The 13,047-nt window shown below is 65.9% G+C and carries 13 protein-coding genes; 2 read left to right on the top strand and 11 right to left on the bottom strand.

Annotation, left to right across the window (positions count from 1 at the left end):
- Window positions 1–58: 58 nt before the first annotated feature.
- The 7 genes from hflX to NJF35_RS08525 form a co-directional block, all read right to left on the bottom strand.
- The gene (gene hflX / locus NJF35_RS08555; protein ID WP_225788949.1) at window positions 59–1,360 is read right to left on the bottom strand and encodes a ribosome rescue GTPase HflX; all 1,302 of its coding nucleotides are present in this window, start codon (window positions 1,358–1,360) and stop codon (window positions 59–61) included.
- A gap of 12 nt (window positions 1,361–1,372) precedes the next feature.
- Window positions 1,373–1,633: an RNA chaperone Hfq gene (gene hfq, locus NJF35_RS08550; RefSeq protein WP_196176002.1), complete on the bottom strand. Its 261-nt coding sequence runs from the start codon at window positions 1,631–1,633 to the stop codon at window positions 1,373–1,375.
- A gap of 94 nt (window positions 1,634–1,727) precedes the next feature.
- Window positions 1,728–2,699 (bottom strand): tRNA (adenosine(37)-N6)-dimethylallyltransferase MiaA, encoded by a 972-nt coding sequence (miaA, locus tag NJF35_RS08545; protein ID WP_225788948.1) that lies wholly within the window; start codon window positions 2,697–2,699, stop codon window positions 1,728–1,730.
- 1 nt (window position 2,700) lies between these two features.
- Window positions 2,701–4,599, bottom strand: coding sequence for a DNA mismatch repair endonuclease MutL (mutL, locus tag NJF35_RS08540; protein WP_225788947.1), 1,899 nt, complete (start codon window positions 4,597–4,599; stop codon window positions 2,701–2,703).
- Window positions 4,596–6,035 (bottom strand): N-acetylmuramoyl-L-alanine amidase, encoded by a 1,440-nt coding sequence (locus NJF35_RS08535; RefSeq protein WP_225788946.1) that lies wholly within the window; start codon window positions 6,033–6,035, stop codon window positions 4,596–4,598. Before NJF35_RS08535 ends, mutL begins: the two co-directional genes overlap by 4 nt.
- Window positions 6,036–6,509, bottom strand: a complete 474-nt coding sequence (gene tsaE, locus NJF35_RS08530; RefSeq protein WP_225788945.1) for a tRNA (adenosine(37)-N6)-threonylcarbamoyltransferase complex ATPase subunit type 1 TsaE — start codon at window positions 6,507–6,509, stop codon at window positions 6,036–6,038.
- Window positions 6,497–7,357 (bottom strand): NAD(P)H-hydrate dehydratase, encoded by an 861-nt coding sequence (locus NJF35_RS08525; protein ID WP_225788944.1) that lies wholly within the window; start codon window positions 7,355–7,357, stop codon window positions 6,497–6,499. Before NJF35_RS08525 ends, tsaE begins: the two co-directional genes overlap by 13 nt.
- A gap of 65 nt (window positions 7,358–7,422) precedes the next feature.
- On the opposite strand from NJF35_RS08525, the gene queG reads away from it, so the two are divergent.
- Entirely contained in the window at window positions 7,423–8,493 is a 1,071-nt protein-coding gene (gene queG, locus NJF35_RS08520) for a tRNA epoxyqueuosine(34) reductase QueG (RefSeq protein WP_225788943.1), read from the top strand.
- A 66-nt stretch (window positions 8,494–8,559) separates the two neighbouring features.
- Here the strand turns inward: queG and NJF35_RS08515 are convergent, their stop codons facing one another.
- Window positions 8,560–9,171: a trimeric intracellular cation channel family protein gene (locus NJF35_RS08515; RefSeq protein ID WP_225788942.1), complete on the bottom strand. Its 612-nt coding sequence runs from the start codon at window positions 9,169–9,171 to the stop codon at window positions 8,560–8,562.
- A gap of 108 nt (window positions 9,172–9,279) precedes the next feature.
- Window positions 9,280–9,822, bottom strand: a complete 543-nt coding sequence (gene orn / locus NJF35_RS08510) for an oligoribonuclease (protein ID WP_225788941.1) — start codon at window positions 9,820–9,822, stop codon at window positions 9,280–9,282.
- A gap of 145 nt (window positions 9,823–9,967) precedes the next feature.
- Here orn and rsgA point away from each other — a divergent pair, with 145 nt between their 5' ends.
- Window positions 9,968–10,999: a small ribosomal subunit biogenesis GTPase RsgA gene (gene rsgA / locus NJF35_RS08505; protein ID WP_225788940.1), complete on the top strand. Its 1,032-nt coding sequence runs from the start codon at window positions 9,968–9,970 to the stop codon at window positions 10,997–10,999.
- Between the two features lie 134 nt (window positions 11,000–11,133).
- Here rsgA and motB read toward each other — a convergent pair whose 3' ends face one another.
- The gene (gene motB / locus NJF35_RS08500; RefSeq protein WP_225788939.1) at window positions 11,134–12,153 is read right to left on the bottom strand and encodes a flagellar motor protein MotB; all 1,020 of its coding nucleotides are present in this window, start codon (window positions 12,151–12,153) and stop codon (window positions 11,134–11,136) included.
- Between the two features lie 3 nt (window positions 12,154–12,156).
- Window positions 12,157–13,008, bottom strand: a complete 852-nt coding sequence (motA, locus tag NJF35_RS08495; RefSeq protein ID WP_253081062.1) for a flagellar motor stator protein MotA — start codon at window positions 13,006–13,008, stop codon at window positions 12,157–12,159.
- Between the last annotated feature and the right edge of the window lie 39 nt (window positions 13,009–13,047).

The following is a 13,047-nucleotide window of genomic DNA, read 5'->3' as shown; positions in this document are numbered from 1 at the left end:
CGCGCCGTCCAATGCTACAGAATGCCTGTCACGGCTGCCCGGCGACCTCGACGGGCATTTATTGCAAAGTGTGTTGCTCGATGAACACCTGCGGCTCCATACCCTCGCGGCTGACCAGCCGATTGAGTTCGACCCGGGGCAGTCGCACGCTCAGCAGGCTGCTGCCGTGTTCATCATGCACCTCGCCTTGCACCGCGCCGAGAGCGAAGAATTGCGCGCGCAAGCGGGCAAATCGCTGCTCCAGGCGCAGGGTTCCGACAAACAGATCATCCCCCAGCAACTCGGCAATCGCCTGGCCGATCAATTCCAGGCCACGTCCATCACGTGCCGATACCCAAACCCGCTGCGGCTTGCCGTCGGCATCGCGCTGGATCTGCGGCTCGACATCTTCGAGCAGGTCGAGTTTGTTATAGACCTCGAGGATCGGCAAGCCTTCGGCACCGATCTCGCCCAATACCGCCAGTACCTGCTCGATCTGCTCCATGCGCTCGGGCTCATGGGCGTCGATCACGTGCAGCAGCAGGTCGGCGTTGCTCGATTCCTCGAGCGTAGCCCGAAATGCCTCGACCAGCTTGTGCGGCAGGTGGCGGATGAAGCCCACGGTATCGGCCAGCACGATCGGCCCCAGGTCGTCCAGCTCGAGCCGGCGCAGGGTCGGGTCGAGGGTGGCGAAGAGCTGGTCGGCGGCATACACCTGCGAAGCGGTCAGGGCATTGAACAGCGTGGACTTGCCGGCGTTGGTGTAGCCCACCAGCGAGACCGACGGGATGTCCGCGCGCCGGCGCCCGCGCCTGGCCTGCTCGCGCTGGCTGCGCACCTTCTCCAGACGTGCCTTGATCTGCCGCAGGCGCACCCGCAGCAGGCGACGGTCGGTTTCCAGCTGGGTCTCGCCCGGGCCGCGCAGGCCGATACCGCCCTTCTGCCGCTCCAGGTGGGTCCAGCCGCGCACCAGCCGCGTGCTCATGTGTTCGAGCTGGGCCAGTTCGACCTGCAGCTTGCCTTCATGGGTACGCGCCCGCTGGGCGAAGATGTCGAGGATCAGCCCGGTACGGTCGAGCACGCGACACTCGAAGACACGTTCGAGGTTGCGCTCCTGGCTGGGCGTGAGGGTGTGATTGAAAATCACCAGGTCTACCTGCTCGGCGTGGACCAGGTCGCGCAGTTCCTCGACCTTGCCGCTGCCAATCAGGTATTTCGCTGTAGGTTGGTGCCGTGCCACTGTCGCCAGCGAAACGATGTCCGCTCCGGCCGACAGTGCCAGTTCCCGAAACTCCTGCGGATCTTCGCGCGCCTCAGGGTTCTGACCTTCCAAGTGAACGAGAAGGGCCCGTTCACCACCACCGTGGCGCTCAAAGAACAATGCAGGCTCCTATCAGGCGTTGCCTGGCTCGGCGTCGCCGTGGTCGGAATCGGACGGGCTTGGCAGGCGAACCGGACGGGCAGGTACCACGGTCGAGATGGCGTGCTTGTAGACCATCTGGCTGACAGTGTTCTTCAGCAGCACCACGAACTGGTCGAAGGATTCGATCGAGCCCTGCAGCTTGATCCCGTTGACCAGGTAGATCGAAACCGGGACCTTTTCTTTTCTCAAGGTGTTCAAGTAAGGGTCTTGTAGCGAATGCCCTTTTGACATATGCCGCACTCCTGTAAGGATCAATAGTAGAAAAACAAGAAAATTCGATAATTCCGGCCGCCCTTTCGCAAGAATAGACGGCATTTGCAGGGACTCAGCTCAATATGGAGACGGTCCCCAGGTATTTCAAGGTGCGGGACAGATTGTCGCAGGCCAGGCTATCCAGCCAATGCACGCCGGACCAGCCGCGCAACCAGGTGAATTGCCGCTTGGCCAGCTGGCGCGTGGCAATGATACCCCGCTCGCGCATCTCTTCGGCCGTCAGCTTGCCGTCCAGATGATCCCAGACCTGCCGATACCCCACTGCCCGTATAGACGGCAGCCCGGCGTGCAAGTCACTTCTGGCTCGCAGCTTTCGGACCTCGTCGACGAAACCCTGTTCCAGCATCTGCGAAAATCGTAACGCAATTCGCTGATGCAAAATGTGACGATCTGTAGGCGCGATGGCCAGGCTGGCGACAGTATAGGGCAAATGCCCGCCCGCGCCTGCGTCTGCCTCGCGACTTTCCGCGAATTGACGCCGCCGATGCGCGGTCATGCTCTGCCCACTGACCCGGTAGACTTCCAGGGCACGGATCAGCCGCTGCGGGTCGTTGGGGTGGATACGCGCCGCCGACTCCGGATCGACCTCGGCCAATTGCCGATGCAGCTCGGCCAGGCCCAGCTCCCGGGCTTGGGCCTCCAGCTCGGCGCGTACCGCGGCATCGGCCGCCGGCATGTCCGCCAGGCCGTCGACCAGGGCCTTGTAGTACAGCATGGTGCCGCCGACCAGCAGCGGGACCCTGCCCCGCGCGGTGATCTCGGCCATGGCCTGCAGGGCATCGGTGCAGAATTGCGCGGCCGAATAGCTCTCGGCCGGATCGAGGATGTCGATCAACCGGTGCGGGTGGGCGGCCAGCACTTCCTTCGACGGCTTGGCGGTACCGATGTCCATGCCACGGTAGACCAGCGCCGAGTCGACGCTGATCAGCTCGCAGGGCAGCACCTTGGTCAGCTCGATGGCCAGGTCGGTCTTGCCGGCCGCCGTCGGGCCCATGAGGAATATCGCTGGGGGCTTGCCGCTCATCTCATCGACCGCGCAGGAAGAGTTTGTCCAGGTCGTCCAGGCCAAGCTGGGTCCAGGTCGGCCGGCCATGGTTGCATTGGCCGCTGCGCTCGGTGTTCTCCATGTCGCGCAGCAGCGCGTTCATCTCGGGGATGGCCAGGCGACGATTGGCGCGCACGGCGCCGTGGCAGGCCATGGTACCGAGCAGTTCGTTCAGGTGCGCCTGGATGCGATCGCTGGTGCCGTACTCCATCAGGTCGCCGAGCACGTCCTGGACCAGGCGATTGGCCTCGGCCTGCTTGAGCAACGCCGGGATCTGGCGAATCGCCAGGGTTTCCGGGCCCAGGCGCTGGAGCTCGAAGCCCAGGCGCTGGAACCACTGCGCATGCTCCTCGGCACAATCCGCCTCGCGCTGGCTGAGCGCCAGCGATTCGGGCACCAGCAGCGGCTGGCCGCTCAGGCCCTCGCTGGCCATGGCCACCTTGAGCCGTTCGTACATGATCCGCTCATGGGCCGCGTGCATGTCCACCAGCACCAGGCCGATGGCGTTCTCGGCCAGGATATAGATGCCCTTGAGCTGGGCCAGCGCATAGCCCAGCGGCGGTATGTCGCCCTGGCTTTCCGGCAGCGCCACGGGGCTGGCCACGCCGCTCTCCAGCGGGGCGAAGAACTCGCGGTAGACCGCCTGGGCCTCGGCGGCCGGCACGGGCTGCGCGGGGCGCGGGCTGTAGCTGTACTGATAGCCCGCCCCACTACCACCGGAAAACGCCTGGCGTGGCTCGGCTTGGGGCTGCTCGAGCACCGGCGAGGCCAGGCGCATCTCGCCCTGGGGGCCAAACTCGCCCGCCTGCTGGCCCGTGGGGCGAACGATCTCGCTCACCGCCGCCGGCGCGGCCACCTGGTCCTCCGGACGCACGTCCGCCAGGGCTCGGTGCAGGGTGCCGTAGAGGAAGTCGTGGACCATGCGTCCTTCGCGAAAGCGCACTTCGTGCTTGGTCGGGTGCACGTTGACGTCGACCCCGTTCGGCTCCAGCTCGAGGAACAGCACGAAGGTCGGGTGCCGGCCGTTGAACAGCACGTCGCGGTATGCCTGGCGCACGGCGTGGGCCACCAGCTTGTCGCGCACCGCGCGGCCATTGACGAAGAAGTACTGCAGGTCTGCCTGGCTGCGCGAGAAGGTCGGCAAACCGACCCAGCCCCACAGACGCAGGCCGTTGCGCTCGACATCGATCGGCAACGCCTGCTCGAGGAAGCCCGGCCCGCAGATGGCACCGACCCGCCTGGCCCGGGCGATCTCGTCGGGCGCCTCGTGCAGGCTGAGGACGCTCTTGCCGTTGTGCCGCAGGTGGAAGCCGACGTCGAAACGCGCCAGGGCCAGACGCCGGATGACTTCCTGCAGGTGGTCGAACTCGGTCTTCTCCGACTTGAGGAACTTGCGCCGGGCCGGGGTATTGAAGAACAGGTCGCGCACCTCCACCGAGGTGCCGACCGGGTGCGCGGCCGGCTGCACCCGCGGCGTCATGTCACGGCCTTCGGTCTCCACCTGCCAGGCCTCGCCGGCACTGGCCGTGCGCGAGGTCAGGGTCAGGCGCGCCACCGAACTGATCGAGGCCAGCGCTTCGCCACGGAACCCCAGGCTGAGCACCCCTTCAAGGTCCTCCAGCTCGCGGATCTTGCTGGTGGCATGGCGGGCCAGGGCCAAAGGCAGATCGTCGGGGGCGATGCCACCACCGTCGTCACGCACGCGCAGCAGCTTGACCCCGCCCTGCTCGACATCGATGTCGATACGCCGGGCGCCGGAGTCCAGGCTGTTTTCCAGCAGTTCCTTGGCCACCGATGCCGGGCGCTCGACCACCTCGCCGGCGGCGATCTGGTTGGCCAGCCGAGGGCTGAGCAACTGGATACGAGAACCACCACTCATCGCTGGGACGCCAGGGTGGTGCTGGGGATATCGAGGTGCTGGCCGACCTTCAGCTCATCGCTCTTGAGGCTGTTGGCGCTGCGCAGGCTGGCCACGCTGACCTGGTAGCGCACGGCGATCATGGCCAGGGTCTCGCCCGGGCGTACCGTATGCTCGCGGGGCCCCTGGGCGATCTTGCCGCTGTCACGCAGCCAGGCGATGTAGGTGCCCGGCGGCGGGTTCTGCTGGAAGTACTGGCGCACGCCGGTATGGATCGAACGCGCCAGGGCCTGCTGGTGGCTCCGGGTGGCCAGCTTGGCAGCCTCGTTGGCGTTGGAGATGAACCCGGTTTCCACAAGGATCGATGGGATGTCCGGCGACTTCAGCACCATGAAGCCAGCCTGCTCCACACGCCGCTTGTGCAGCGGAGTGATACGGCCCATGTTGCCCAGCACCTTCTGGCCGACATCGAGGCTGGAGCTGAGGGTAGCGGTCATCGACAGGTCCAGCAGCACACCGGCCAGCATGCGGTCCTTGTCGTCCAGGCTGACGTTGCCAGCGCCGCCGATCAGGTCGGAACGGTTCTCCGTGTCGGCCAGCCAGCGCGCGGTCTCGGACGTGGCGCCACGGTCGGACAGGGCGAATACCGAAGCACCGAAGGCGGCCTTGGACGGCGCGGCATCGGCGTGGACCGAGATGAACAGGTCGGCGCCCTTCTTGCGGGCGATCTCGGTGCGCTTGCGCAGCGGGATGAAGTAGTCGCCCGTACGGGTCAGCTCGGCGCGGTAACCCTTCTCGGTGTTGATCTGGCGCTGCAGTTCCTTGGCGATCTGCAGCACGATGTCTTTTTCATGCTGGCCACGCGAGCCCGAGGCGCCCGGGTCCTCGCCGCCGTGGCCGGCGTCGATGGCGATGACGATATCGCGCTTGCCGCTGGACACCGGCGGCAACTTGATCGCCGGCTGCGCGGGGGTCACCGGCACCGCCGGGGTGGTGGCAGGCGCACGCGCCGGCGGTGGCGTCGGCGCACTGGCGGCGATGGCGTCGGCTTCTCGGTCGTACAGGTCGACCACCAGGCGATTACCGTACTGGGCGTTGGGGGTCAGGGTGAAGCTCTTGGGAGTGACCGCCTGCTTGAGGTCGACCACCACGCGCAGGTCGGTGGGCGTGCGCTGGGCCGAACGCACGTTGCTGATCGGCGTGTTGGAGGTGGAGACGTTCAGCGGCCCGCCCAGGGTCGCCCCATTGATGTCGATGACCAGGCGGTCTGGCGCGGTCAGGGTGAAGACGCTGTGCTGCACGGGACCGGACAGGTCGAAGACCAGCCGCGTGTTATCCGGTGCGCGCCATAGGCGCATGCTCTTGACTTGCGTGACGGCCAGAGCGTCAACGGTCACCGCTGTCAGCAGCAGCCCAACGACGGCGACCAGTGCGCGTATGCGCATACCTAACCCCATTTACTGTTTGAATTCTACGGCCAGAGCGGCGCACCAGGACTCACCGCGAGCCCCCTGCGGTGACAGGATCAGCGAGCGCCCGCCCGCCTGCGGGCTTATGGTAATGGTCAGGTCGGGCTTTGGCAAAACGCCCGCACCCTTTTGCGGCCATTCGAACAGGCACAGCGGGTCGCCCTCGAAGTAGTCGCGGATCCCCATGAACTCCAGTTCCTCAGGGTCGACCAGGCGGTACAGGTCGAAATGGAAGGCGCGCACCTCGCCGATCTCGTAGGGCTCGACCACGGTGAACGTGGGGCTCTTGACCGGGCCCGTATGGCCCAGGCCGCGGATCAACCCACGCGACAGCGTGGTCTTGCCGGCACCCAGGTCACCCTCGAGAAAGATCACGCCATGACCGCCCGTCAGCTGGGCCAGACGAGCGCCGAAGGCGACGGTGGCCGCCTCGTCGGCCAGAAACAGGGTTATGCCTGACACGCTGAATGCTCCTCCAACAATTCACGAATGACCGGCACCAGGTCGCTGGCTGCCAGCCCTCTTCCTTTCACCCCCAGGCGCTCGCCGGCACAGGCGTGCAGCCACACCCCCAGGCCGGCCGCCGACCAGGCGTCCAGCCCCTGGGCCAGCAGGGCGGCCAGCACGCCAGTGAGCACGTCGCCAAGGCCGGCACCGGCCATCGCCGGATGGCCGCGCCCGCACAGCACCAGTTGCCCGGCCGGGTCGGCCACCAGCGTACCGGCCCCCTTGAGCACGCAGACGCTGGCATGCTTGCGAGCCAGCTTGCGGGCCGCGCCCGGCCGGTCGGCCTGCACGGCCTCGGTGGAAATACCCAACAGACGCGCCGCCTCACCCGGATGAGGGGTGAGGATGCTGCCACTGGGCAACGCCAGGGGCGTATGAGCCAGCAGGTTCAGCGCGTCGGCGTCCCATACCTGCGGCAGGTGGGCATTGGCCACCGCCGATAGCAGGCTGCGGCCCCAGGCGGCCTGGCCCAGGCCCGGGCCGACCACCAGCACCGAAGCCCGTTCGAGCAGGCCCTGCAACTGGTTGGCCGAGTTCGTCCCCAGCCACATGGTCTCGGGCAGGCGGGTCAGGCCAGCGGCGACGTGCTCCGGGCGGGTGGCCACGCTCACCAGGCCGGCCCCGCAGCGCAGCGCGGCCTCGGCGCTGAGCAGCACCGCGCCGCCGGTACCCAGGTCGCCACCGACGATGAGCACATGGCCGAAATCGCCCTTGTGGGCGTGCGCACGGCGTGGCGGCAGGCTGGCGATGCTCACGCTGCTGAGCAGTTGTGGGGCATTGGCAGGGTGTTTGGTCTGGGGCATGGGGTCAAAGGCTCCGATGTCTGGCAGAATTATACGCACCTGAGCCTGTATTGCCTTGTCCATCCATGTCCGCTCACACCCCTGACCTCGCCGCGCTGTCCCAATCGATCAAGGATTGGGGCCGGGAACTCGGTTTCGCCCACGTCGGTATCGCCGGCGTGGACCTTGGCGAGCATGAACAGCACCTGCAACGCTGGCTGGCGGCCGGCTACCAGGGCGAGATGGACTACATGGCCGCCCATGGCAGCAAGCGCTCCCACCCCGAGCAACTGGTACCCGGCACCTTGCGCGTGGTGTCGCTGCGCATGGACTACCTGCCCGGCGACACGCGCATGGCGCAACAGCTCGCCCAGCCCGAGAAGGCCTATGTCTCGCGCTATGCCCTGGGCCGCGACTACCACAAGCTGGTACGCAAGCGTGTGCAGCACCTGGCCGAGCGCGTGCAACAGGCGATCGGCCCGTTCGGCTTTCGCGCCTTCGTCGACAGCGCCCCGGTGCTGGAGAAGGCCATCGCCCAGCAGGCCGGCCTGGGCTGGATCGGCAAGAACACCTTGCTGCTCAACCGCAAGGCCGGCAGCTACTTCTTCCTCGCCGAGCTGTTCGTCGACCTGCCGCTGCCGGTGGACGAGGCCCAGGCCAGCGAGCACTGCGGCCGCTGCCAGGCATGCCTGGACATCTGCCCGACCAAGGCCTTCGTCGGCCCCTACGTGCTCGATGCACGGCGCTGCATTTCCTACCTGACCATCGAGCTCAAGCAAGCGATCCCGGTGGAACTGCGCCCGCTGATCGGCAACCGGGTGTTCGGCTGCGACGACTGCCAGATCGTCTGCCCGTGGAACCGCTTCGCCCGGCCGACCCAGGAGAACGACTTCAAGCCGCGCCACGGTCTGGACAACGCCGAGCTGGCGGAGCTGTTTCTCTGGGACGAAAGCACCTTCCTCAGCAATACCGAGGGTTCGCCGCTGCGCCGAGCAGGCTACGAGCGCTGGCTACGCAACCTGGCGGTGGGGCTGGGCAATGCGCCGACGACCATACCGGTGCTGGAGGCCTTGCGAGCGCGGCGCGAGCACCCCTCGGATCTGGTGCGCGAGCACGTGGCCTGGGCCCTGGCGCAGCATGGCCAAGCCTCCAGCTGACTTGCGCCGCTCAACCAAGCCGGGCACGCCCTCGGCACCAACGCCAATCCGCCTGCAGCTCGAAATTCACGGCTGATCGTTGTAGTGGAACTTGGGCATTTCCCAGTGGAAGCGAATCGCCAGCAGGCGCACCAGGAACCCGCCGAACAAGGTCAGCAGCATGGCCTGTTCGGCTGGCACCTTGAAATGCACGCACCCCAGGTAGAACCAGGCCGCGGCGAAGGACACGCTGGCATACAGTTCGCGACGGAATACCAAGGGGATGTCGTTGCAGAAGATGTCCCGCAGAATGCCGCCAAACACCCCGGTAATGACCCCGCTGATCGAAGCCACCAGCAGGCCCTGCCCCATCTCCAGGGCGGTCATGCAGCCGATGAGGGTGAAGGCCACCAGCCCCAGGGCATCGAGCACCAGAAACAGCGAGCGCAGATGGCGCATGAGCGGTGCGATGAAAATCGTCAACAAGGCCGCGAAACTGGTCAGCACCAGGTACTCCGGGTGTTTCACCCAGGTCAGCGGATAGTGCCCCAACAGCACGTCGCGCACCGAGCCGCCGCCCAGGGCGGTGACGCAGGCGATCAACACCACGCCGAACCAGTCCATGCCTCGCCGGCCTGCCGACAAGGCTCCGGTCATGGCTTCAGCGGTAATCGCAATCAGGTAAAGCATCAACAGCATGGTGCAGGTCCAGAAGAAGCGACAAGCTGCAAGCGCCAAGCCAAAAGCAATACGCGCGCTCGAGCGCGCCGTTGCTCAACTTGAAGCTTGCAGCTCGGGGCTTGAAGCTTAGAGTTTGATGAAATGTTCGCGGTAGTGACGCAGCTCGGCGATCGACTCGCGGATATCGTCCAGCGCCAGGTGGGTACCGCCCTTCTTGAAGCTGTCGCGCACCTGCGGGGCCCAGCGTGCGGCCAGTTCCTTGAGGGTGGAGACGTCGAGGTTACGGTAGTGGAAGTAGCCTTCGAGCGCCGGCATGTGGCGATACAGGAAACGCCGGTCCTGGCAGATGCTGTTGCCGCAGATCGGCGACTTACCCTTGGGCACCCATTGTTCGAGGAACGCCAGGGTCTGCGCCTCGGCCTCGGCCATGCCGATGCGGCTTTCGCGCACGCGCTGGGTCAGGCCCGAGGCACCGTGGGTGCGGGTGTTCCACTCGTCCATGCGCGCCAGCACCTCGTCGCTGTGATGGATCGCGATTACCGGGCCCTCGGCCAGGGTGTTCAGCTCGCTGTCGGTGACGATGGTGGCCATCTCGATGATGACGTCGTTGTCCGGATCCAGGCCGGTCATTTCCAGATCGATCCAGATCAGGTTCTGTGGGTTCTGCATGAAAGAGCTCCTCGAATAGGCCGTCATATTAGCCTAGCGGTCGCTGCCGATGCATTCGCGCTGGAAAGGTAACGGAATGGCACGCCAGCCGGGCGTGCTAAACTGCCTGCCGTTTTTCCTTCTGCCCCGCCGACACGGAACCTCCATGGCCAAACGCCAGCTCAACCGCCGCCAGAACTGGCGCATCGAAAAGATCCAGGGCGAACGCGCCGCCCGCGCTGCCAAACGCGAGCAGCATGCCCTGCAGGAACTGGAAGGTGGCGACCTGGGACCTGAGCAACTGGGCCTGGTGATCGCCCACTTCGGCGTGCAGGTGGAGGTCGAGGCCCAGGACAGCGAGGCGGCAGGCCAGGTGTTCCGCTGCCACCTGCGGGCCAACCTGCCGGCGCTGGTCACCGGCGACCGGGTGGTGTGGCGTGCCGGCAACCAGGGCAACGGCGTGATCGTCGCGCAGATGCCGCGCAGCGCCGAGCTGTGCCGACCGAACAACCATGGCCAGCTCAAGCCGGTAGCGGCCAACGTCGATCTGATCGTGATCGTTTTCGCCCCGGCCCCCGAGCCCCAGGCCAACCTGATCGATCGCTACCTGGTGGCGGCCGAGCATGCGGGCATCCGCCCCCTGCTGCTGCTGAACAAGGCCGACCTGATCGACGAGGGCAATGCCTCGACGCTCGAGGCCCTGCTGGCGGTGTACCGCGAGCTGGGCTACCCGCTGCTGGAGGTTTCGGCCCACCAGGGCGATGGCATGCAGCGCCTGCAACAGGCGCTGGACGGGCATATCAGCGTCTTCGTCGGCCAGTCCGGGGTGGGCAAGTCATCGCTGGTCAACAGCCTGCTGCCGCAGGCGCAGACCCGCGTGGGCGATCTCTCCGAGTGGTCCGGCCAGGGCACCCACACCACGACCACTGCCCGCCTCTATCACTTCCCCAATGGCGGCGACCTGATCGACTCGCCCGGCATCCGCGAGTTCGGCCTGGGCCATGTCAGCCGCGACGACGTCGAGGCAGGCTTCATCGAGTTCCGCGACCTGCTCGGCCATTGCCGCTTCCGCGACTGCAAGCACGACCGCGAGCCTGGCTGCGCCCTGCTCCAGGCGCTGGAGGAAGGGCGCATCAAGCCGCAGCGGATGAGCAGCTACCGCTCGATCATTGCCAGCTTGGCGCAGGACAGCTACTGAGCCCGGGCATCGGCGTTGGCCTTTTCGCGGGCAAGCCCGCTCCCACAAGGGCCGAGTCGATCATGAATGAGGCGGGTTGCAGCCCCGTGTGGGAGCGGGCTTGCCCGCAAAAGGGCCAGCACTGACAGCAGGAATTATTCCTGGGCGTCATCCATCTTCAGCACGCCATCCTCGAAGATATTCAGCTTTTGACGTAGCTCGCGTGGCTGCATCGGCGCCTGGGCGGCATCGCCCTGGCCCGGCGCCGGCGAAGCCGAGGCACCCGGTGCGCCATCGGCGGGCGTCTCCGGCGCTTGCTGTGTGCCCTGCTCGCCTTCGATGGTGCGCTGGGCCTTCTTGGTCAGGACGATGATGTCGATACGCCGGTTGACCGGGTTGAACGGATCCTTGCGGTCGAACAGCGACGACGAGGCATAGCCGACCACCCGCGCCACCTGCGCATCTGGATAGCCACCGGCGACCAGCGCCCGGCGCGCGGCGTTGGCACGGCTGGCCGACAGCTCCCAGTTGCCGAACTCGCCAGTGCCGGCATAGGGCTTGGCATCGGTATGGCCGCTGATGCTGATCTTGTTCGGCACCGCCTTGATGGTGTCGGCCATGGCCAGCAGGATGTCCTCGAAGTACGGCTGCAGGCGCGCACTGCCCAGGTCGAACATCGGCCGGTTCTCGGCGTCCATGATTTGGATGCGCAGGCCATCCTGGGTGATCTCGAACAGGATCTGGTCCTTGAACTTCTGCAGCTGGGGATTTTCCTCGACCTTGTTCTGCAGTTCCTGCAACAGCAACTGGAGGCGTTCCTGCTCGACCTGCTCGGCCAGGCTCTCGACCCGGTCCTTGTCCAGCTGGATGCTGGTGTCGGGCATAGGCTCGGACTCCGCCTCCGGGTTGATGGTCTTCTCCGGCGCCAGTTTCGGCGAGCCGCCCAGGTCGATGATGTAGGGGGTACCGCTCTCGGAAAAGCCAATCGGGTCCTTGAAGTAGCCGGCGATGGCGATCTTCTGCTCGGGCGTGGCCGTGGACAGCAACCAGAGCACCAGGAAGAACGCCATCATCGCCGTGGCGAAGTCAGCGAAGGCGATCTTCCAGGAACCACCGTGGTGGCCGTCGCCAAAGCGCTTGACGCGCTTGACGATGATGGGTTGATTGTTCTCCATGGCTTAGCGACCGCGGACCGCTTGTTCCAGTTCGGCGAAGCTCGGACGGTGCGCCGGGTACAACACCTTGCGGCCGAACTCCACGGCCAACGACGGCGGCATGCCGGAAGCCGAGGCCACCAGCGAGGCCTTGATCGCCTCGTAGACGTTCAGTTCTTCCTTGGCGTCGTGGCGCAAGGCGTTGGACAGCGGGCCGAAGAAGCCATAGGCGGCGAGAATACCGAAGAAGGTACCCACCAGCGCCGCGCCCACATGCAGGCCGATGGACGTCTGGTCGCCATCGCCCAGGGACGCCATGGTCACCACGATGCCCAGGACCGCCGCGACGATACCGAAGCCCGGCATGCCGTCGGCAACGCTGTTCACCGCGTGCGCAGGGTGGTCCAGCTCTTCCTTCAGGCTCATCAGTTCCATGTCGAACAGGCCCTCGAGCTCGTGCGGGGCCATGTTGCCGGTGGACATGATGCGCAGGTAGTCGCAGACGAACGCGGTCATGCGCTCGTCGCCCAGCACCGTCGGGTACTTGGCGAAGATAGGGCTGGCGGCCGGGTCTTCGATGTCACCCTCGATGGCCATCATGCCTTCGCGGCGGCTCTTGTTGAGGATCTCGTAGATCAGGCCCAGCACCTCCAGGTAGAAAGTGTGGGTGAAGCGGGTGCCGAACATCTTCAGCGACTTCTTCATCACATGCAGGGTCATGTGGCCAGGGTTGGCCTGAAGAAACGCACCGAAGGCGGCACCACCGATGATCAGCACTTCGAACGGCTGGATCAGTGCCGCGATCTTGCCGTGGGAAAGCACGTATCCGCCGAGCACGCTCGCGATTACGACGATGATGCCGATAATTTTAGCCATAGGTTCAAAGCACTTGCAGTCAGGGTCAGGGGCGGGCGC

The organism is Pseudomonas guariconensis (assembly GCF_024127895.1).
Lineage (GTDB): Bacteria > Pseudomonadota > Gammaproteobacteria > Pseudomonadales > Pseudomonadaceae > Aquipseudomonas > Aquipseudomonas guariconensis_B.
The sequence above is the reverse complement of the archived record's forward strand: the minus strand, read 5'-3'. Positions and strand labels throughout refer to the sequence as shown.

Excerpts from the sequence above, each read along its gene's own strand:
- hfq (WP_196176002.1), bottom strand. The coding sequence starts at position 1,633 with ATGTCAAAAGGGCATTCGCTACAAGACCCTTACTTGAACACCTTGAGA.
- miaA (WP_225788948.1), bottom strand. The coding sequence starts at position 2,699 with ATGAGCGGCAAGCCCCCAGCGATATTCCTCATGGGCCCGACGGCGGCC.
- mutL (WP_225788947.1), bottom strand. The coding sequence starts at position 4,599 with ATGAGTGGTGGTTCTCGTATCCAGTTGCTCAGCCCTCGGCTGGCCAAC.
- NJF35_RS08535 (WP_225788946.1), bottom strand. The coding sequence starts at position 6,035 with ATGGGGTTAGGTATGCGCATACGCGCACTGGTCGCCGTCGTTGGGCTG.
- NJF35_RS08525 (WP_225788944.1), bottom strand. The coding sequence starts at position 7,357 with ATGCCCCAGACCAAACACCCTGCCAATGCCCCACAACTGCTCAGCAGC.
- queG (WP_225788943.1), top strand. The coding sequence starts at position 7,423 with ATGTCCGCTCACACCCCTGACCTCGCCGCGCTGTCCCAATCGATCAAG.
- NJF35_RS08515 (WP_225788942.1), bottom strand. The coding sequence starts at position 9,171 with ATGCTGTTGATGCTTTACCTGATTGCGATTACCGCTGAAGCCATGACC.
- orn (WP_225788941.1), bottom strand. The coding sequence starts at position 9,822 with ATGCAGAACCCACAGAACCTGATCTGGATCGATCTGGAAATGACCGGC.
- rsgA (WP_225788940.1), top strand. The coding sequence starts at position 9,968 with ATGGCCAAACGCCAGCTCAACCGCCGCCAGAACTGGCGCATCGAAAAG.
- motB (WP_225788939.1), bottom strand. The coding sequence starts at position 12,153 with ATGGAGAACAATCAACCCATCATCGTCAAGCGCGTCAAGCGCTTTGGC.
- motA (WP_253081062.1), bottom strand. The coding sequence starts at position 13,008 with ATGGCTAAAATTATCGGCATCATCGTCGTAATCGCGAGCGTGCTCGGC.